Genomic DNA, 19,517 nt, shown 5'->3' with positions numbered 1-19,517 from the left:
GACTCCTTCGTGCCCTAGGAGAAGCGGATGCGGGGATCGAGCACGCCGTACAGGATGTCGGCGAGCAGGTTGAAGAGGATGACGATCACCCCCGTGACCATGAGCCAGGCGAGCACGATGTTCGGATCGTAGAGCCTGACGCCCTCGACGAGCAGCGTGCCCATGCCCTGCCAGGCGAACACTCGCTCGGTGATGACCGCGCCACCGAAAACGGCGGCGAAGTCGATGGCCACGACGGTGGTCAACGGGATGAGCGCGTTGCGCAGGGCGTGGCGGACGAGCACCCGGCGGTTGGACAGGCCCTTGGCCCGCGCGAGGCGCACGTAGTCGCTGTTCAGCACGTCGAGCATGGTCGCCCGCTGGTACCGGCTCCACGCCGCGAAGCTGATCAGCGCGAGGGCCAGGGTGGGCAGGGCGAGGTGGCCGAGGTAGTCGGCCCACCGCTCGAAGAAGCTGCCCGACAGGTTCGGCGACTCGGCGCCGACCGTGTACACGAGCGTGGTGTCGAACAGGTTGTTGATCCGGATGGCGGCGTACTCCTTCAACAACGCCGCCAACCAGAACACCGGTGTCGACAGGAAGAGGAAGCCGGTGAACGTGGCGATGTAGTCCCCGACGGAGTACTGGCGCACCGCGCTGTACACCCCGACGAGGACGGCGAGGGCGAGCGCCAGCAGGGTGGCGAGGATGACCATCCTGAGGGTGATGAACAGCGCCCGCTTCAGCCGGGGGTACACCTCCCGGCTGCGGTTGTCCTCGCCCATGTCACCCCGGACGAAGCCCCCGAGCCAGATGAAGTACCGCGAGATGATCGGCTTGTCGAGGTTCAGCTCCTCGCGGCGGTTCTGGATGACCGACGCGGGCGGCGGTGGCTGGCGGTTCTTGAGCTCGGCCAGGGGGTCGCCGAGGCTCGCCACCATGGTGAACACCAGCATCGACGCCACGAGCATGACCAACAGGGATACGAGGAGCCGGCGGACCACGAAACCGAGCATCGCAACTCCCTCGCTGACGGATGGAAGCGGAACCGGTCGAGGACCGGAGCGGGGGGCCGGCTGGTGCCGACCCCCCGGTTCCGAGTCCTGGTACTGCCAGAGGCGTCAGAGCCGAGTGGCTACGAGGCCTTGATACCCCACTCGTAGGCGTTCCACAGCGGGCCCTGGTTGGTCGGGTTGTCGACGATGTTCGCCACCGACGTCCGGTAGGGCAGGAACGTGGGCTTCGTGTAGAGCGGGAGGGTCGCCATGTCCTCCCAGAGGAGCTGGTCGACCTGGTTCATGAGGTCGACGGCCTCCTGCCGGTCGGTCGCGGCGAGGGCGTCGTCGAACATCGGCCCGATCTCCTCGTTGCAGTAGCTCATCTCGTTCTGGCCGCCGCCGCACTCGTACAGCGACTTGGACGAGCTCACCACGAACGGGGTGCCGACCCAGGCGAACAGGGCGAGGTCGTAGTTGGCATCCTCGAAGTTGCCGCTCTCCGGGAAGAAGAGGTCGAAGACCTCCGCGCCCTCGCGGTTGTCGATCTGGATGTCGATGCCGACCTCACGAAGCTGCGACTGGATGATCTCCTCGGTGTTCTCACGCAGGGCGTTGCCACCGGTGGTGGAGATCCGCAGGGTCAGCTTGCCGTCCTCGGGGTGGGTGTAGATGCCGTCCGAGCCCTCGGTGTAGCCGGCCTCCTCGAGGAGGGAGCGGGCCTGCTCGGGATCGAAGGCGAAGTCGGCCGCGTTGTCCTGGTACTCCGGCTGGCCGGTGAGCCAGAGCCGGTTGTTCAGGACGCTGCCCCGCTCGTCGAACTGCTGGACGGTGCGGGCCACGAGGTCCTCGCGGTCGAGGCCGAAGGCGATCGCCTGCCGGACCTCGAGCTTGCCGAGGTGCGGGTTCAGGAAGTTGAAGTCGATGTGCTCGAACGACAGGCCGAAGTTGATCTGGCTGTCGATCTCCGGCGCGAGGGCCTCCACCTGCTGCACCAGGTCGATCTGGGGCTGCGGGTAGGCGAGGTCGATCTCGCCGTTCTCGAGGGCCGCCGGGACGTTCGGCGCGTCGATGCCGAAGCGGACGACGAGCTCGTCGAGGAGCGGCGCGGGGCCCCAGTAGGACTCGTTCGGGACGAGCGTCACGTTGGCGCCCGGCTCGTAGTTCGAGAACTGGAAGGGACCGGCCGAGAAGTCGGGGATGTTCTCGCCGTCGAGGCTGTCGTTCCAGCCCGTGGCGTCCTTCAGGATGTGGGCCGGCATCAGGTTGCTGAACAGGCCCTGCCAGTCGGCGAACGGCTGGGAGAAGGTGACCACGACGGTCTTGTCGTCGTCACCGGGCTCGACCGACTCGATCTGGTCGTAGCCGGTGGTCGACGCGACGTCGACGTCCGGGTTCGACCCGTTCTGCATCTCCCAGTTGTAGGAGAAGTCCTCGACCGTCACGGGGGTGCCGTCGTTCCAGACGGCCTCCTCCTTGATGACGTACTCGATCGTCTGCGGGTCGTCGCTCGTCTGCTCGGCGCTCTCCATGAGGTTCTCGTCCAGCTCGACGGTGAAGTCGGGCTGCACGATGAACGGCGACGGCAGGACGATGGCCTCCATGTAGGCCAGGGCGGCGAGGCTGTCGTTCGAGGTGTTGACGTTCCAGCCAGTGGGCTCCTGGTCGGACGCGAAGGTGACGGTCCCGCCCTGCTCGAGGCTGTCGACGTCCTCGGTGCTCGGGGTGGACTCGTCGGGGTTCTCCGCCGTGGCGTCGTCGTCGTCGTCGCCGCCACAGGCGGCGAAGATCAACACGAAAGCCGTGAGCAGAGCCAGGAGCTTGGCGCTCCTGCGCTGGCGTATCACGAAGAGGACCTCCTCAGATTTCTTCGTCGGGGACGTTCGGACAGGGTCGTACGGTGCGCCCCGTCCTGCGGAGCACCCGCGATGGCGCCACCAGCGCTGGAGCCGGAAACACAACTCTGGCTGTGGTTCTCGGTCGAATGAGACCGGCCTCCCCACCGTCAGGTCGCCGCCGGGTACCAACCTAGTGCGTTTGGGGACTTGGTACGGACGGTGAACGCGAGTCACTTCGTGCTGGTAGCGGCGGCGATGCTAGCCAGGGCGAGCGACCGATGTCACGGCTCGTGCCCGACCTGTAGCCATTTTCATCGCAGTGCAATACACGTCGCGGCGGCATCAAAACCGCGACGCGAGGCCTCGAAGGACGGGTTCATGGGCTGGTCAGACGGTACTGGACGATGCGAGCGAAGTCGTCGGGGTCGAGGCTGGCACCACCGACGAGTGCCCCGTCGATGTCACGTTCGGCCATGAGCTCGGCGGCGTTCGACGGCTTCACCGAGCCCCCGTACTGCACGCGCACCGCGCCGGCCGCGTCCGCGCCGGCCACGTCGCCGACCACCTGACGTATGCGACTGCACACGGTCTGCGCATCCGCGGGCGTCGCCGTGCGTCCCGTGCCGATGGCCCAGATGGGCTCGTAGGCGATCACCAGCCGGGCCACGTCGGCGGGCGCGACGCCGGCCAGCCCCGCCGTCACCTGACGGGTCACCTTCTCCTCGGTGGTCCCCGCCTCGCGCTCGTCGAGGGTCTCGCCCACGCAGAGGATCGGCACCATCCCGGAGCGCAGCACGGCGATCGCCTTGCGGTTCACGTCCTCGTCGGTCTCGCCGAACAGCTCGCGCCGCTCCGAGTGCCCGACGATCACGTAGCGGACGTTCAGCTTGGCGAGCATCGGCGGCGCCACCTCGCCGGTGAACGCGCCCTTCTCCTCCCAGTGGCAGTTCTGCGCGCCGAGCGCGATCGGGATGCGGTCGGCCTCGAGCACGGTCTGCACCGACCGCAGGTCCGTGAACGGCGGGTGCACCGACACCTCGACGGCCGCGTAGTCCTCGGGACCGAGCTTGTAGGACAGCTTCTGGACCGTCTGGATGGCCTCGAAGTGGTTGTGGTGCATCTTCCAGTTGCCGCTGATGAGCGGCGTGCGCGCCGGCTCAGCCACGGCGTCCCTCCCTCAGCGCGGCGAGGCCGGGCAGGTCGCCCTGCTCGAGCAGCTCGAGCGACGCGCCCCCGCCGGTCGACAGGTGGTCGACCCGGTCGGCGAGGCCGAAGCGGGCCAGCGCGGCCGCGCTGTCGCCGCCGCCCACGACCGTGAACCCGTCGGCGTCGGCCACGGCCTCGGCGACCGCCCGCGTGCCGGCCGCGAAGCGCTCGTCCTCGAACACGCCCATCGGCCCGTTCCAGAACACGGTGGCGGCGCCGGCCACCACGTCGGCGAACGCGCCCGCCGTGCCCGGCCCGACGTCGTAGCCCTTCCAGCCGGGCGGCACGTCGGCCCCGACCGTGCGCACCTCGTCGCCGGGGCCGACGGCGACCATGTCGGTGGGCAGGTGGATCGGCGTGCCCGACGCCAGCAGGCGCCGGCACTCGTCCACCTGGTCGGCCTCGAGCAGCGAGCCCCCCACCTCGTGGCCCTGCGCGGCGAGGAACGTGAAGCACATGCCGCCGCCCACCACGAGCGCGTCCACGACGCCGAGCAGCGCGTCGATCACGCCGAGCTTGTCGCTCACCTTGGCGCCGCCGAGCACGGCGACGAACGGCCGGCGCGGGTGCTCGCGCAGGCCGAGGAGCACCTCGACCTCACGGGCCAGCAGGCGCCCGGCGGCGCTCGGCAGCACGCGGGGCGGGCCGACGACCGACGCGTGCGCGCGGTGCGACGCGCCGAACGCGTCGTTGACGTACGCGTCCTGGCCGTCGACGAGCCGGCGCACGAACGCCTCGTCGTCCGCCGTCTCGCCCGGGTCGAAGCGCAGGTTCTCCATCAGCTCGACGCCGGGGGCGAGCTCGGCCAGCCGCTCGCGCACGGGCTCCATGGAGTAGCGCGGGTCGGGCGCGCCCTTCGGCCGGCCGAGGTGGCTGCACGCGGTCACCGTCGCCCCCCGCTCCTGGAGCCAGCGCAGGGTGGGCAGGGCGGCCCGGATGCGGAGGTCGTCGGTGATGCGGCCGTCCTCCAGCGGCACGTTGAAGTCGGCGCGGACGAGGACCCGGCGACCGTCGAGGTCGCCGAGGTCCTCCAGCTGGGGCAGGCGCACCGCTGGCCCGGTCAACGGCGGGCGCCGACGATCCTCGTCAGGTCGACGAGGCGGTTCGAGTACCCCCACTCGTTGTCGTACCAGCCGAGCACCTTGACCATGTTCCCGAGGGCCATGGTGAGGCCGCCGTCGAGCGTGCACGAGGCGGGCGAGCCCACGATGTCGGTCGACACCAGCGGCTCCTCCGAGTACACGAGGACGTTCGCCAGCGGGCCGGACTCGGCTGCGGCCCGGTAGGCGTCGTTGACCTCGTCGGCGGTCACCTCGCGGCCGAGGATGGCGACGAGGTCGGTGACCGACCCGTCCGGCACCGGCACCCGGAGCGCGGTGCCGTCGAGGCGGCCCTTCATGGCCTCCATCACGAGCGAGGTGGCGCGGGCGGCGCCGGTCGACGTGGGCGTGATGTTGATCGCCGCGGCCCTCGCCCTGCGGAGGTCCTTGTGCGGCCCGTCCACCAGCATCTGGTCGCCGGTGTAGGCGTGCACGGTCGTCATCAGCCCGCGCTCGACGCCGAACGCGTCGTCCAGCACCTTGACCATCGGCACGAAGCAGTTCGTCGTGCACGAGGCGTTCGAGATCACCTGGTGGGCCTCGGGGTCGAACGTGTCGTCGTTGACGCCGACGACGAACGTGGCGTCCGCGCCCTTGGCCGGCGCCGACACGATGACCCGGGGCGCGCCGGCGTCGAGGTGGGCGGCGGCCTTGTCCCGGTCGGTGAAGAAGCCGGTCGACTCGATGACGACGTCCACGCCGAGGTCGCCCCACGGGAGCTCCTTCGGGTTGCGCTCGGCCAGCACCCGCAGCTCCTCGCCGCCGACGACGATGGCGCCGTCGCGGACGCTCACCTCCTCGGGGAACGGGCCGAGGACGGAGTCCCGCTTGAGCAGGTGGGCCATCGTGTCCACCGAGCCGAGGTCGTTCACGGCGACGACGTCGAAGTCGGCGCCCTGCTGGCGGGCCGCCCTGAAGAAGTTCCGACCGATGCGGCCGAAGCCGTTGATGCCGACGCGGATGCTCATGGGACCGACGCTACCCCTCACGGGGAGGCGCTAGCGGCGCCCGACCAGCCCCTCCAGCACCCCGCCGAGGAGGGCGACGTCGTGCACGGCGGCGCCCGGCTCGGCGACCGCCGCCTCCACGCACGGCACGTCCAGCCGCCCCTTCGGCAGCGCCCCCGGTTGGCACACGACGACGTCGGGCCGGAGCCCGTGGTCGACCAGCGCGCGCACGTGGTCGCCGACCCCGTAGCCGTCGGTCTCCCGCTCGGGGCGCAGGTTGCAGACGTAGACGCGGCGGGCCCTGGTGGCGGCCAGCGCGGCCCGCAGGCGGGGGACGGCGACGACGGCGAGCACGCTCGTGTACAGCGAGCCGGGGCCGACCACGACCTGGTCGGCGGCCTCCACGGCGGCGACGGCGTCGGCCGGCGGCGCGGGGTCCGGGGGGACGAGCGACACCCTCGTGATCCCGGCCGTGTTCCGCACGGCGAGCTCGCCCTCGACCTCGACGGCGCCGGCCGCGGCCTTCAGCACGACCGGCTCGGTCGTCGCCGGCAGCACCCTGCCCTCCACGCCGAGGATCCCGGCCATCAGGTCCAGCGCCTGCATGAGGCTGCCGGTCTGCTCGATCAGCCCCGCCATCATCACGTTGCCGAGCGCGTGGCCCTCGAGCTCGCCGGCGCCGAAGCGGTGCTCGAAGGCGGCCGCCCACGGCGACGACGGGTCGCCCAGCGCGACGAGGCAGCGGCGGAGGTCGCCGGGCGCGGGGATGCCGAACGCGGCCCGCAGCCGGCCGCTCGACCCGCCGTCGTCGGCCACCGTGACCACGGCGGTGAGGTGGCCGGCGTACCGGCGGGCCGCGGCCAGCGAGGCCGAGAGGCCGTGGCCGCCGCCGACGGCGACCACCCGGGGACCGGCCGCCACCGCCCTACCGCTCGACGTCGCGGTGGTGGACGACCGGCTCGAACCCCATGCGGCGCAGCGAGGCGGCGACCTCCTCGGCGATCACCACCGAGCGGTGCCGGCCACCGGTGCAGCCGAAGGCCAGGGACAGGTACGACTTCCCCTCCTTGACGTAGGCGGGGAGCAGCACGGACAGCAGCCGGTCGAGGCGGCGGAGGAACTCGCCGGTCTCCTCCCGGCCGAGCACGTAGTCCCGGATGGGCTGGTCCTGCCCGGTCATCGGCCGGAGGCGCTCGTCCCAGTACGGGTTCGGGAGGAAGCGGCAGTCGACGACCATGTCGGCGTCGAGGGGCAGGCCGTGCTTGTAACCGAACGACACGATCGTCGTCTGCATCCCGGCGGCCGGCACGTCGGACCCGAAGAGCTCGACGATGCGGCCCCGCAGCTGGTGGACGTTCAGGTCGGACGTGTCGATCACGACGTCCGCCTCGGCCCTGACCGGCTCCAGCACGTCCCGCTCGCGCTCGATGGCCTCGGCCACGCTCTCCCCGAACGCCATCGGGTGGCGCCGCCTCGTGCTGTCGAAGCGGCGGACGAGCACCTCGGTCGAGGCGTCGAGGAAGACGATGCGCAGCTCCGCCCCGCTCTCCCGCAGGGCGGCCAGGGCCTCGACGACCTCGTCGTGGTACGGCCCGGTGCCGACGACGAGGGCGACCTTGTCGACCCCGCCCATCTGCCCCCTGGCCAGCTCGGTCACCTTGGGGATGAGCGACGGGGGCAGGTTGTCGATGACGAACCAGCCGAGGTCCTCCAGGTCGTCCGCGGCGGACGACCGACCCGCTCCCGACAGCCCGGTGATCACGACGATCTGGTTCATCGGCTCGTCGGAACGATACCGACGGCGACCGCTCAGGCGTGCTTGACGGCGAGGAGGAACAGCAGGCGGGGGATGGTGTCGGCCGCCGCGTACTCGGCCGCCCGCACCAGGAACCCGGGCGGCGGGGCCGGCTCCTCCATGCAGTGGACGAGCAGCCCGCCGGCCGCCATGGCGTTGACGTAGCGCGAGAGGGGTCGGTGGACGAACGGGATGAGCACGTCCTTCTCGACCTCCTCCAGGGTCTCGTCCTCGACCAGGTACGGGCCGATCCGCCAGTACTGCTCGGGCGGGTCGAGCACGTGGTCGTCGATCCAGCCGCTGCCCGGCGTCTGGAGGAGCGGATGGTTGAGGAAGAACAGGAACCGGCCGCCGGGGGCGAGCACGCGGGCCACCTCGGCCAGGGCCTCGTCCACCTCCCGGATGTGCTCGAAGACGAGGCAGGCGACGACCGCGTCGAAGGCGGCGTCGGCGAAGGGCAGGGCCGCGGCCCCGGCACGCGCGTACGCCGGACCCCCGCCCCGCCGGACGGCCTCGCGCACCTGGGCCCACGCGGGCTCGACCCCGACGACGTCGGCGCCGCCGGCCGCGGCCAGCCGGGCGACCTGGCCCTCGCCCGTCCCGACGTCGAGCACCCGCGCCGCGCCGGCCAGGTGGCGGGCGGCCAGCGGGAGGATCTGCTCCTCGTACTCGGGGTCGGCGCCCTCGGTGAACCCCTCCTGCCACCAGGCGGCCACCGCCTCCCAGTGGTCGACGCCGTCAGGCACGGGCCGCCATCCCGTGGAGCTTCTCCCACACGGCCTCGGCCACCGGGTCGGGCAGCCAGGACAGGGCCTTCAGGTCGTCGATCGACGCCTCCTTGACGGCCCGCACCCCGCCCAGCTCCTTCACCAGCCGCTTGCGCCGGGTCTCGCCGAGGCCGGGGATGCCGTCGAGCGCGGAGGTCGTCATCCGCCGGCCCCGCAGCTGGCGGTGGTAGCTCACGGCGAAGCGGTGGGCCTCGTCCCGCACCCGCTGGAGGAGGTACAGCGCCTCGGACTGGCGGGGGATGCGGACCGGCTCGGGCGACCCCGGCAGGTACACCTCCTCGAAGCGCTTGGCCAGCGCGGCCACCGGGATCTCCTCGGCCAGGCCCAGCTCCTCCACGACCCGCACGGCCACCGACAGCTGGCCCCGGCCGCCGTCGACGAGCAGGAGCTGGGGCGGGTAGGCGAACCGGCCCGGGCGCTCGGCCGCCGGCTTCCCCCGCTCCTGGAGGTAGGCGGTGAGCCGCCGGGTCAGCACCTCCTCCATCGCCGCGAAGTCGTCGTTGCCGGGGACGCCCCGGATGCGGAAGCGCCGGTAGTCCGACTTCTTCGGGAGCGCGTCCTCCATGACGACCATCGAGCCGACGTAGTCGCTGCCCTGGATGTGGCTCATGTCGTAGCACTCGATGCGGAGCGGCGCGGTCGGCAGCCCGAGGTGCTCCTGGAGCTCGTTCAGCGCCCTGGCCCGGCTGTTGTGGTCGGCGGCCCGGCGCAGGCGGTGGCGGGCGAACTCCTCCTCCGCGTTGCGGACCACGGTCTCGAGCAGGGCCCGCTTGTCGCCCCGCTGGGGCACGCGGACGACGACCTGCGAGCCCCGCAGCTCGCCCAGCCACCGCTGGTACAGGTCGACGTCGTCGGGCTCGTCGGGCACCAGCACCTGCTTGGGCACGCCGAGGGGCTGGTCCTCGCCGTACAGCTGCTCGAGCACGTTGGTGACGAGGCCGGGCGCGGTCACGTCCTCGACCTTGTCGACCACGAACCCCTTGCGTCCGACGACCCGGCCCCGGCGGACCCAGAAGACCTGCACGGCGGCCTCGAGCTCGTCGCCGGCGATCCCGATCACGTCGAGGTCCTCGTTGCGCTCGGCCACCACCAGCTGGCGCTCGATCGCCTTGCGCACGCTGGCCAGCCGGTCCCGGAGCCGGGCCGCCCGCTCGAACTCGAGCTCGGCGGCCGCGGCCCGCATCTCCCCCTCGAGCCGCTTCACGACCGTGTCGGTGTCGCCGTCGAGGAAGTCGAGCAGCTCGGCGACGAGGTGGTCGTAGTCCTCCCTGGGCACGGCGCCGACGCACGGCCCGCTGCACTTCTCGATGTGGCCGAGCAGGCACGGCCGGCCGAGCCGCTCGTGGTGGCGGAACTTGTTGTCGGTGCACGTGCGGATCGGGAACGTGCGCAGCAGCAGGTCGAGCGTCTCGCGGATGGCGTAGGCGTGGGCGTAGGGGCCGAAGTAGCGGGTGCCCTTGCGCTTCCGCCCCCGCATGACCATGGCCCGCGGCCACTCGTCGTCCAGGGTCACGGCGAGGAACGGGTAGCTCTTGTCGTCCCGCAGCCGGATGTTGAACCGGGGCCGGTGCTGCTTGATCAGGTTGTACTCGAGCATGAGGGCCTCGACGTCGTTGCGGACCTGGATCCACTCGACGGAGGTCGCGCTCTGGACCATCTGCGCGGTGCGGGGCGGCAGGTGGCGGGGGTCCTGGAAGTAGTTGGACAGCCGGGACCGCAGCGACGACGCCTTGCCGACGTAGATGACCCTGCCCTCGGCGTCCTTGAACTGGTAGGAGCCGGGCGCGTCGGGGATCGTGCCGGTCGGGGGCCGCTGCACCACGCCCCAAACGATACGGGCGGGCCCGTCCACGGCCGCCGCTTCCGGTACCGCTAAGGTCGCCGCCATGGCAAGGTCCTCCGCCCGCCGTTGGCGCGCGCTCGCGGCGGTGCTCTCCCTCACCCTCGCCGTCGCCGCCTGCTCGGAGAGCGCCGAGGAGAAGCGGCAGGCGTTCTGCGACGACGCCAAGGACCTCGGCGAGATCGTCGACCCGCTGCGCAACGTCTCGTCCGCCGGCACCCCGGAGGAGCTGGAGGCCCTGTTCGCCGACAGCCTCACGAGCTTCAGGACCCTGGCCGAGGACGCGCCGGACGACATCGTCGACGACTTCGAGACCCTGGTCGAGGGCATCGAGGCCGACCAGGCGCTGCTGGCCGACGCCGGGTGGGACCAGGCCGCCGTCGACCAGGCCCAGCTGGCCGACCTCCAGCAGGAGTACCGGGGCGCGAGCGACGCCGTGAACGCCTGGCTCCAGCGCTGCCAGATCGACACCGGCGCCGGCGCGGCGACCACGGTCGCCGGGTCCTCCTCCACCACCGGCTGACCCCGCCGCGCCGGGAATGACCGGCGCCCTCCCCCGGTTCATCCCGAGCAGACGACGTACAGTTGTCGCACCTGCCGGCCTGGCATCCGGCGACATATCAGCTCCGAGGCCGACATCCCCGTGGCGAGGCGACCAGGCTGTCCCCACCGGCCGTGATCGGGGCTCCTCAGGGAGGACCCACAACCGAATGCGCATCCAGACGCCGCTCCCCGAGCGGTACCGCACGGCGGACGCCGCCACCCTGGCGTCGATGATCGAGGCCGCCAAGGCGACGCTCGGGCCCCGGGTGTTCGTGCTCGGGCACCACTACCAGCGCGACGAGGTGATGCGGTGGGCCGACGCCCGCGGCGACTCCTACCGCCTGTCGGTCCTCGCCCAGCAGCGGCCCGAGGCGGACTTCATCGTGTTCTGCGGCGTGCACTTCATGGCCGAGTCGGCCGACGTGCTGACCGCCGACCACCAGCAGGTGATCCTCCCGGACCTGAACGCCGGCTGCTCGATGGCGGACATGGCCGACCTCGACGAGGTCGAGGAGGCCTGGGAGTCGCTGGCCGCGGTCGTCGACGTCGAGCGCCTGGTCCCGATCACGTACATGAACTCGTCCGCCGCGCTGAAGGCGTTCGTGGGCCGCCACGGCGGCGCGGTGTGCACGTCGACCAACGCCAAGCAGGTGCTGACCTGGGCCCTGGAGCAGGGCGACAAGGTGCTGTTCTTCCCGGACCAGCACCTCGGCCGCAACACCGGCGTCGCCCTCGGCTACGGGCTCGACGACATGCGGGTGTGGGACCCCCGCCGCGACCTCGGCGGCCTGTCCGAGAAGGACTGCAAGGACGCCACGTTCCTGCTGTGGAAGGGCCACTGCTCGGTCCACCAGCGGTTCCGCCCCGACCACGTCGCCGCCTTCCGCGAGCGGCACCCGGACGGGCTCGTCGTCGTCCACCCCGAGTGCAGCCACGAGGTCTGCCTCGTCGCCGACCGGGTGGGCTCGACCGACTTCATCATCCGGGCCGTGCAGGAGGCGCCGGAGGGGTCGGTGATCGGCGTCGGCACCGAGATCCACCTGGTGCAGCGCCTCGACGCCGAGACCGAGGGGAAGACCGTCGTCTCCCTCGACCCGATCGTCTGCCCGTGCTCGACCATGTTCCGCATCGACGCCGCCCACCTCGCGTGGGTGCTGGAGTCGCTGGTCGACGGCCGGGTCGTCAACCGCATCACCGTCGACGCCGACACCGCCGAGTGGGCGAGGGTCGCCCTCCAGCGGATGCTCGACCTCACCTGAGGCCCGCCTCGCGCCGATGAGCGGGGGGTGAGCGCCCTCCGCCGCCACCGCACCGACCTCCTGCTGGCCGCCGCCGTGCTGTGCCTCGCCGCGCCCGTGGTGCAGGTGCTGATGGCCCAGCAGTCGTCGCGCTACGCGCTGACCGCCGCCCTGTGGGACCGGCACACGGTCGCCATCGACGCCTACGAGGACAACCTCGGGATGGACTGGGCGGCGAGCGGCGACCACCTGTACTCCGACAAGGCGCCGGCCCAGCCGGTGCTGGGAGTCCCCGCCTACGCCGCCTACCGGGCGCTCGGCGGCGAGCCGGCCACCCACCTGCGCATCGACGGCAACCTCGGGCTGTGGGCCGTGTCGGTCGTGTCGGCTGCCGTGCCGGCCGCCGCCCTGGCCGTGCTCATGCGCCGGCTGGCGCTGCGGGTGGCCGACGACCCGGCCGCCACCGGCGCGGCCATGGCCGTCGCCTTCGGCACCATGCTGCTCCCGTTCTCGACCGTGCTGTTCGGCCACGTGCTGGCCGCCCTGTTCGGCACCGGCGCCACCCTCCTGCTCCTGCGGGACCGGCCGTCGCCCCGGGCGGTGGCCGCCGCCGGCCTGCTGGCCGGGCTGGGCGTGGCCACCGAGTACACCCTCGCCATCCTCGCCGTCGTGCTGACCGGGCTGGTCCTCGCCCGCCACCGGTCGCGCGCCGGGTGGTGGGTGCTCGGCGGCGCCGGGCCGGCGCTCGCCCTCGTCGCCTACCAGTGGGCCGTGTTCGGCCGGCCGCTCTCGTTCAGCTACGAGCACAGCCGGGGCACCGGCCAGCACGCCGGGATCGGCGGCGTGCGCCTGCTCGACCCCGGCCGCCTGGCCGACGTGCTGGTCGGCGAGCGGGGGCTGTTCGTCCTCACCCCGGTCGTGCTGGTCGGCGTGGCCGGGCTGGTCGTCCTCGCCCGGCGGGCCGGCCGCCCCGGCGCCCGGGTGGCCGGCGTGGTCGGCCTGGCGGCCTTCGCCGGGTTCCTCCTCGTGCAGTCGGGCTGGGGGAACTCGACCGGCGGCGACTCCCCCGGCGCCCGCTACGTCACCCCCGCCCTGCCCCTCCTCGCCGCCGGCGTCGCCGTCGCCCTGTCCCGCTGGCCGGCGCTCACGAGGGGGTGCGCGGCGCTGAGCGTGGCCGCGATGGGCCTCGCCACCGTCACCCAGCCGCTCATGGCCAGGGACGCCCCGAGCGCGCTGGCCGGGTGGCTGCGCCTCGCCGGCCGGGGCGAGTGGGCCGAGACCGTGCCCGGCCTCGTGGTCGGCGACGTGGCCCTGCTGGCCGTGGTGGCGGGGGCCGCCGCCCTCGCCGTCGCCTGCCTGCGCTCGGCCGGTGCGAGCGCGGCGTCCGCGCCGGCGCCCGCGCCCGCGGCCGCCCCGGCGCCGGCCCTCGCCGCCTCCTAGGCCGAGCCCGCCAGCAGCGGGGCCAGGAACCGCCCCGTGTGGCTCTCCGGCGTCTTGGCCACCAGCTCGGGCGGGCCCTCGACAACGACGGTGCCGCCGCCGCTGCCGCCCTCCGGGCCGAGGTCGACGATCCAGTCCGCCGTCTTCACCACGTCCAGGTTGTGCTCGATGACGAGCACCGTGTTGCCCTGGTCGACCAGGCGGGAAAGGACGGTCAGCAGCTTGCGCACGTCCTCGAAGTGCAGGCCGGTGGTCGGCTCGTCGAGGATGTAGATGGTGTGGCCGGTGGACCGCTTGGCCAGCTCGCTGGCCAGCTTCACCCGCTGGGCCTCGCCGCCCGACAGCGTGGGCGCCGGCTGCCCGAGGCGCACGTAGCCGAGGCCGACGTCGACCAGGGTCTGCATGTGCCGCGAGATGGCCGGCTGGTTGGCGAAGAACTCGCAGGCCTCCTCGCAGGACAGGTCGAGCACCTCGGCGATGTTCTTGCCCTTGAACGTGATGTCGAGGGTGTCCCGGTTGTAGCGGGCGCCCTTGCACACCTCGCACGGCACGTACACGTCCGGCAGGAAGTGCATCTCGATCTTGATCGTGCCGTCGCCGGCGCAGGCCTCGCACCGCCCGCCGCTCACGTTGAACGAGAACCGGCCGGGCAGGTAGCCCCGCACCTTGGCCTCGTTGGTCGTGCTGAACAGCCGGCGGACGTGGTCGAACACGCCGGTGTAGGTGGCCGGGTTCGAGCGCGGGGTGCGGCCGATCGGGCTCTGGTCGATGTTGATGACCTTGTCCAGCGCCTCGAGGCCCTCGATGGTCGTGTGGCGGCCGGGCACGACCTTGGAGCGGTAGATGCGCTGCATGAGCGCCCGGTAGAGGATGTCGTTGACGAGGGTCGACTTCCCCGACCCTGACACGCCGGTGACGGCGACGAAGCACCCGAGCGGGAGCTCGACGTCGATGTCCCGCAGGTTGTGCTCCCTCGCCCCCCGCACGACCAGCCACTCCTCCCCGGGCTGGCGGCGGACGGCGGGGACGGGGATCGACCGCTTGCCGGACAGGTACTGGCCGGTCATCGACGCCCTGGACCGCAGCAGGCCCTTCACCGGACCGCTGTAGACGACGGCGCCGCCGTGCTCGCCGGCGCCGGGGCCGATGTCCACGACGTGGTCGGCGACGCGGATGGTCTCCTCGTCGTGCTCGACCACGAGGACCGTGTTGCCGAGGTCGCGCAGGCGCAGGAGGGTGTCGATGAGCCGCTTGTTGTCCCGCTGGTGGAGCCCGATGGACGGCTCGTCCAGCACGTAGAGCACGCCGACCAGGCCGCTGCCGATCTGGCTGGCCAGCCGGATGCGCTGGGCCTCGCCGCCGGCGAGGGTGCCGGCCGAGCGGGCGAGGGTCAGGTAGTCGAGCCCGACGTCGAGCAGGAAGCCCATGCGGGCGTTGATCTCCTTGACCACCCGCTCGGCGATCAGCCGGTCCCGCTCGGACAGGCGCAGCCCGTTCAGCACCGCCGCCGCGTCCCTGATGGACATGGTGCAGACGTCGCTGATCGTGTGGCCGTCGATGGTCACGCCGAGCGACAGCGGCTTCAGCCGGGCGCCCCCGCAGTGCGGGCACGGCACCTCCCGCATGTAGCCGGCCAGCTGCTCCCGCTGGGCGTCGCTCTCGCTGTCCGTGTACCGCCGCTGGAGCCACGGGACGACGCCCTCGTAGGTCGCCGCGTAGGACCGGGTGCGGCCGTAGCGGTTCTTGTAGCGGACCTGGACCTGGCGGGACCCGGCCCCGTGCAGCAGCGCGTCCCGCACCTTCGCCGGCAGCGCCCGCCACGGCGTGCGGTCGTCGGCGCCCATGTCCTCGGCGATGGCCTCGACCAGCCGGGCGAAGTACTGGTTGCGCCCGCCCGACCAGGGGGCGATGGCGCCCTCCGAGAGGGCCAGGTCGGGGTTGGGCACGACCAGCTCGGGGTCGACCTCGAAGCGGGTGCCGAGGCCGTCGCAGTGCTCGCAGGCCCCGTAGGGCGAGTTGAACGAGAAGTTCCTCGGGGCCAGCTCCTCGTAGGACCGGCCGCAGGTCGGGCAGGCCAGGTGCTGGCTGAACGTGAGCGTCTCGGGCTGGGCCTCGCCGTCCCTCGGCACCAGCTCGACCTCGGCGACCCCCTCGGCCAGCCGCAGGGCCGTCTCCAGCGAGTCGGTCAGCCGCCGCTCGATCCCGTCCCGGCGGACGAGCCGGTCGACGACGACCTCGATCGTGTGCTGCTCGTAGCGGGCGAGGTCGACCTTGTCGGTCAGCTCGTGGAGCTCGCCGTCGATGCGGGCCCTGGCGAAGCCCTGGCGGGCCAGGTCCTCGAGCAGGGTCTCGTAGGTGCCCTTGCGGCCCCGCACGACCGGCGCCAGCACCTGGAAGCGGGTGCCGTCCGGCAGCTCCAGCACCCGGTCCACGATCTGCTGGGGGGTCTGGCGGGTGACCTCGGTGCCGTCGTGCGGGCAGTGGACGACCCCGATGCGGGCGTACAGGAGGCGCAGGTAGTCGTAGACCTCGGTGATGGTGCCGACCGTGGAGCGCGGGTTGCGGGACGCGCTCTTCTGGTCGATCGAGATGGCCGGCGACAGGCCCTCGATGAAGTCGACGTCGGGCTTGTCCATCTGGCCGAGGAACTGGCGGGCGTAGGCGGACAGCGACTCGACGTACCGGCGCTGGCCCTCGGCATAGATCGTGTCGAAGGCGAGCGACGACTTGCCCGACCCGGAGAGGCCGGTGAACACGATCAGGCGTTCGCGCGGCAGCTCGAGCGAGAGGTTCCGCAGGTTGTGCTCCCGGGCGCCCCGGATCACGAGCGAGTCGGCCACGTGCCGAGGCTAGCGTCCGTCCCGGCGGCGGGAGGGGAACGGGCGTTCGCCGCGGGCGGCCACTAGGTTCGGGGCGTGATCGGGGAGACGGCGGCGGAGCTGCGGGCCGTCGCGCTGGCCGCCCCGGACGCCTCCGGCCACTTCCCCGCCATGTACTCGGTGGTCACGGCCCGCATCGCCGCGGCCATCGAGGAGGGCCGGTTCGAGGACGGGCCGAGGATGGACCGGTTCGCCACCACGTTCGCCCGCCTCTACCTGCGGGCCCACGCAAACCGGGCCGAGGCGGCCCGCTGCTGGCGGGCGACCTGGGACGTGGCCGGCGACCGCCGGCTGCTGATCGTCCAGCACCTGCTGCTCGGCGTGAACGCCCACGTCAACTACGACCTGGCCCGCGCCGTGGTCGAGGTGGCCGGGCCGGGGGGCGACCTGGCCGCCGTCCGCCCGGACTTCGAGGCCGTCAACGACGTGCTGGCCGACACCTACTCCACCGTCCTGCGGGACCTCGACCGGGTGTCGAGGTGGGTCAACCTGGCCGCCTCGATGGGCGGCGGCCGGGTGTTCCGGTTCTCGCTGCGGGTGGCGCGCGACCGGGCCTGGGACGCGGCCGTCCGCCTGCACGGCCTCGACGAGCCGGGCCGGCGCCGCTACCTCGCCGAGCTGGACGACCTCGTCGCCGTGCTCGCCTACCTCGTCGCCAACCCCGGTCCGGTGCCGGAGCTGGCCGCCCGGCTGGCCCGCCGCCTCGAGGAGCAGGACCCCCTGGTCGTCACGCGGGCGCTGCTCGGCGCCGGGCCGTGAGCACGGCCGGCCGCCTCAGAGGTCGATGCTGCCCCAGCACCGGAGGGCCCGGGCGGTGGTCACCGCGCACGTGTGGTCGCCGCCGGCGGAGATGGCAGTGACGGTGCCGAGGTCGGACGGCACGCTGGACTGACCGTCGTTGTCCGACCCCCAGCACCGGGCCCGCCCGCCGACGGTGATGGCACACGTGTGGAGGTACCCGGCGGTGACGTCGACCGCCCGGAGGTTCGACGGTGGCGCCGAGGCGCCGTCGCCCCAGCAGCGGACCAGGCCGCCCGACGTCACGGCGCAGGCGTGGTAGGCGCCGGTCGCGACGTCCGTGGCCTCGCCGAGGTCGGTGGGCGGGTTGGTCAGCCCGTCGAAGTCGGCGCCCCAGCACCGGACCGCCCCCGCCGACGTGACGGCGCACGCGTGCCACCACCCGGAGGAGATGGCGGTCACCGTGCCGAGGTCGGCCGGTGGCGTCGCCCGCCCGTGGAAGTCGTCCCCCCAGCAGCGGGCCTCGGCGGCCGACGTGATCGCGCACGTGAAGTCGAAGCCAGGGCTGATGGCGCTCACCGTGCCGAGGTCGTCGGGGGGCGTCGCCTCCCCGTAGAAGTCGTTCCCCCAGCAGCGGGCCTCGCCGGCGGTCGTGATCGCGCACGTCGTGTCGGCCCCGGCGGCGACGGCGGTCGCCCGGCGCAGGTCCGCCGGTGGCGTTGCCTGGCCGTCGTCGTTCCAGCCGAAGCACCGGACCGCCCCGACCGCGGTGATGACGCACGTGTACTGGACGCCGGCCGCGACGGCGGTGACCCTCCCGGCCGGGGCCCGTGAGCCGGCCGTCCCTCCCGCGGCCGCCGCCGACGCCGCGGGGGCGGCCGTCGCCGCGACGGCGAGCATGGCGGCGAGCGAGGTCGCGAGCGCGGCGTGCGCCACGCGCCGACGTCGTCCGGCTTCGGTCATTCGCCCCTCCTCGAGCCGGCCCCGTATGGCCGTCCTGAACCGGTTCGTACCGGTTGTCGGAACCTTACGCCGGCGTCCGGGCGGCGACCGCGACCCGCAACCATGGGGTTGCGTGGCTAGGGTCCCGGGATGCGCCCCTTCCGCTTCGGCCTGGTCCACACCGGCGGCCCCGTCGCCGACCTCGCCCGCCGGGCGGAGGACGAGGGCTACGACACGCTCCTGTTCCCCGACCACCTCGGCTGCTGGGACCCGTTCGTCGCCGCGGTCGCGGCGACGGCGGCCACCACCCGGCTCCGGGCCGGCAGCCAGGTCGTCAACAACGAGCTCCGCAACGTGGGGTTGCTGGCCCAGTCGGCGGCCAGCGCGCACGTGCTGTCGGGCGGGCGCTTCGAGCTCGGCATCGGCACCGGCTACGCCGCGGAGGAGCACGAGGCCATCGGCCAGGTGCTCCCGGGCGCGGGCGACCGGGTCGACCGCCTGGCCGCGACCGTGGATGCCCTCCGCCGCCTGGCCGCCGGCGAGGAGGTCGACGTCGACGAGGCGCGCGTGCGCCTGGCCCGCGTGCGGCTGTCCGGGAGCCCGCCGGCGGACGGGGAGGACGGCCCGATGCCGCTCGTCCCCGACCCGCTGCCCGCCGCGATGCCCGTCATGGTGGGCGGGAACGGCGACCGCCTGCTCGGTCTCGCCGCCCGGCTGGCCGACACCGTGCAGTTCGTCGGCTTCTCCGCCACCGACGCCGGCCCGTCCCTCACCCACTTCTCCTTCGACGGCCTGGCCGACCGCCACGCCGTGGTGCGGGCGGCCGCCGGCGACCGGTTCGACGACCTGGAGCTGAGCGCGCTCGTGCAGTACGTCGTCCCCGGCGACACGCCGGTCGCCGCGGCGGCGACGATCCCCGCCGTGCAGGACGGCCGCCTCGACGCCGAGGCCGTCCTCGACAGCCCGTTCGTGCTCCTCGGCCCGCCGCCGGCCATGGTCGACCGCCTGTCCGAGCTGCGCGACCGCTTCGGGATCAGCTACGTCACCGTCTTCGAGTCCCGCCAGGAGCGCTTCGCCGAGGTCGTCGCCGCCCTGGCCGGCCGCTAGATGTACTCGGCCAGGAGGTTGGTGACGGGTCGTTGACGTAGGCGAAGACCTCCGGTGCAGTGGAGATAGCCGTCTTCAGCTGACCGGAGGTCTTCGTGGGTCACCGTAACGCCCGTTTGACGTTCCATGGCCGCTGTCTGTT

General features: G+C 72.8%; 16 protein-coding genes. 5 read left to right on the top strand and 11 right to left on the bottom strand.

Features of this window, described 5'->3' with window-relative positions; all coding sequences use genetic code 11:
* Window positions 1-14: 14 nt before the first annotated feature.
* The 9 genes from VGB14_12080 to uvrC form a co-directional block, all read right to left on the bottom strand.
* Window positions 15-995: an ABC transporter permease gene (locus tag VGB14_12080; GenBank protein HEX9993657.1), complete on the bottom strand. Its 981-nt coding sequence runs from the start codon at window positions 993-995 to the stop codon at window positions 15-17.
* Window positions 996-1,114: 119 nt separating this feature from the next.
* Window positions 1,115-2,770 (bottom strand): ABC transporter family substrate-binding protein, encoded by a 1,656-nt coding sequence (locus VGB14_12075; protein ID HEX9993656.1) that lies wholly within the window; start codon window positions 2,768-2,770, stop codon window positions 1,115-1,117.
* Window positions 2,771-3,188: 418 nt separating this feature from the next.
* On the bottom strand, window positions 3,189-3,977 hold the full coding sequence (tpiA, locus tag VGB14_12070) for a triose-phosphate isomerase (protein HEX9993655.1): 789 nt from the start codon (window positions 3,975-3,977) through the stop codon (window positions 3,189-3,191).
* Window positions 3,970-5,067 (bottom strand): phosphoglycerate kinase, encoded by a 1,098-nt coding sequence (locus VGB14_12065; GenBank protein ID HEX9993654.1) that lies wholly within the window; start codon window positions 5,065-5,067, stop codon window positions 3,970-3,972. The genes tpiA and VGB14_12065 overlap by 8 nt, the downstream gene beginning before the upstream one ends.
* 11 nt (window positions 5,068-5,078) lie before the next feature.
* Window positions 5,079-6,086 carry a type I glyceraldehyde-3-phosphate dehydrogenase gene (gene gap, locus VGB14_12060; protein HEX9993653.1) on the bottom strand — a complete coding sequence of 336 codons (1,008 nt, stop codon included), beginning with the start codon at window positions 6,084-6,086 and terminating at the stop codon, window positions 5,079-5,081.
* A 30-nt stretch (window positions 6,087-6,116) separates the two neighbouring features.
* Window positions 6,117-6,986 (bottom strand): uridine diphosphate-N-acetylglucosamine-binding protein YvcK, encoded by an 870-nt coding sequence (yvcK, locus tag VGB14_12055; protein HEX9993652.1) that lies wholly within the window; start codon window positions 6,984-6,986, stop codon window positions 6,117-6,119.
* Between the two features lie 4 nt (window positions 6,987-6,990).
* Window positions 6,991-7,842, bottom strand: coding sequence for an RNase adapter RapZ (gene rapZ, locus VGB14_12050; GenBank protein HEX9993651.1), 852 nt, complete (start codon window positions 7,840-7,842; stop codon window positions 6,991-6,993).
* A gap of 32 nt (window positions 7,843-7,874) precedes the next feature.
* A complete protein-coding gene (locus VGB14_12045; GenBank protein ID HEX9993650.1) occupies window positions 7,875-8,606 on the bottom strand; it encodes a methyltransferase domain-containing protein in 732 nt (243 codons plus the stop codon).
* On the bottom strand, window positions 8,599-10,470 hold the full coding sequence (gene uvrC, locus VGB14_12040; protein HEX9993649.1) for an excinuclease ABC subunit UvrC: 1,872 nt from the start codon (window positions 10,468-10,470) through the stop codon (window positions 8,599-8,601). The genes VGB14_12045 and uvrC overlap by 8 nt, the downstream gene beginning before the upstream one ends.
* A 64-nt stretch (window positions 10,471-10,534) precedes the next feature.
* On the opposite strand from uvrC, the gene VGB14_12035 reads away from it, so the two are divergent.
* From VGB14_12035 to VGB14_12025, 3 genes are all read left to right on the top strand, one after another.
* Window positions 10,535-11,011 (top strand): hypothetical protein, encoded by a 477-nt coding sequence (locus VGB14_12035; GenBank protein HEX9993648.1) that lies wholly within the window; start codon window positions 10,535-10,537, stop codon window positions 11,009-11,011.
* A 187-nt stretch (window positions 11,012-11,198) separates the two neighbouring features.
* Complete coding sequence (gene nadA / locus VGB14_12030; GenBank protein ID HEX9993647.1) at window positions 11,199-12,290, top strand: quinolinate synthase NadA; 1,092 nt, start codon at window positions 11,199-11,201, stop codon at window positions 12,288-12,290.
* A 27-nt stretch (window positions 12,291-12,317) separates the two neighbouring features.
* On the top strand, window positions 12,318-13,709 hold the full coding sequence (locus tag VGB14_12025) for a hypothetical protein (protein HEX9993646.1): 1,392 nt from the start codon (window positions 12,318-12,320) through the stop codon (window positions 13,707-13,709).
* Here the strand turns inward: VGB14_12025 and uvrA are convergent.
* The gene (gene uvrA, locus VGB14_12020; GenBank protein HEX9993645.1) at window positions 13,706-16,549 is read right to left on the bottom strand and encodes an excinuclease ABC subunit UvrA; all 2,844 of its coding nucleotides are present in this window, start codon (window positions 16,547-16,549) and stop codon (window positions 13,706-13,708) included. The two genes, VGB14_12025 and uvrA, sit on opposite strands and share 4 nt — an antisense overlap.
* Window positions 16,550-16,624: 75 nt before the next feature.
* Here uvrA and VGB14_12015 point away from each other — a divergent pair, with 75 nt between their 5' ends.
* On the top strand, window positions 16,625-17,347 hold the full coding sequence (locus VGB14_12015) for a DUF5995 family protein (protein ID HEX9993644.1): 723 nt from the start codon (window positions 16,625-16,627) through the stop codon (window positions 17,345-17,347).
* Between the two features lie 15 nt (window positions 17,348-17,362).
* On the opposite strand, the gene VGB14_12010 is transcribed toward VGB14_12015, so the two are convergent.
* Window positions 17,363-18,262, bottom strand: coding sequence for a hypothetical protein (locus VGB14_12010; protein HEX9993643.1), 900 nt, complete (start codon window positions 18,260-18,262; stop codon window positions 17,363-17,365).
* Between the two features lie 156 nt (window positions 18,263-18,418).
* Between VGB14_12010 and VGB14_12005 the strand changes: the two genes are divergently transcribed.
* A complete protein-coding gene (locus VGB14_12005; GenBank protein ID HEX9993642.1) occupies window positions 18,419-19,375 on the top strand; it encodes a TIGR03621 family F420-dependent LLM class oxidoreductase in 957 nt (318 codons plus the stop codon).
* Window positions 19,376-19,517 lie beyond the last annotated feature (142 nt).

This window comes from Acidimicrobiales bacterium (genome assembly GCA_036399815.1).
In the GTDB taxonomy this organism is placed as follows: Bacteria; Actinomycetota; Acidimicrobiia; order Acidimicrobiales; family DASWMK01; genus DASWMK01.
This window is presented reverse-complemented; position numbering and strand designations above follow the sequence as displayed.

Bases quoted from the DNA above. Each gene is read 5' to 3' on its own strand.
- VGB14_12035 (HEX9993648.1), top strand. From the start codon at position 10,535: ATGGCAAGGTCCTCCGCCCGCCGTTGGCGCGCGCTCGCGGCGGTGCTC.
- VGB14_12080 (HEX9993657.1), bottom strand. From the start codon at position 995: ATGCTCGGTTTCGTGGTCCGCCGGCTCCTCGTATCCCTGTTGGTCATG.
- rapZ (HEX9993651.1), bottom strand. From the start codon at position 7,842: ATGAACCAGATCGTCGTGATCACCGGGCTGTCGGGAGCGGGTCGGTCG.
- gap (HEX9993653.1), bottom strand. From the start codon at position 6,086: ATGAGCATCCGCGTCGGCATCAACGGCTTCGGCCGCATCGGTCGGAAC.
- nadA (HEX9993647.1), top strand. From the start codon at position 11,199: ATGCGCATCCAGACGCCGCTCCCCGAGCGGTACCGCACGGCGGACGCC.
- VGB14_12005 (HEX9993642.1), top strand. From the start codon at position 18,419: ATGCGCCCCTTCCGCTTCGGCCTGGTCCACACCGGCGGCCCCGTCGCC.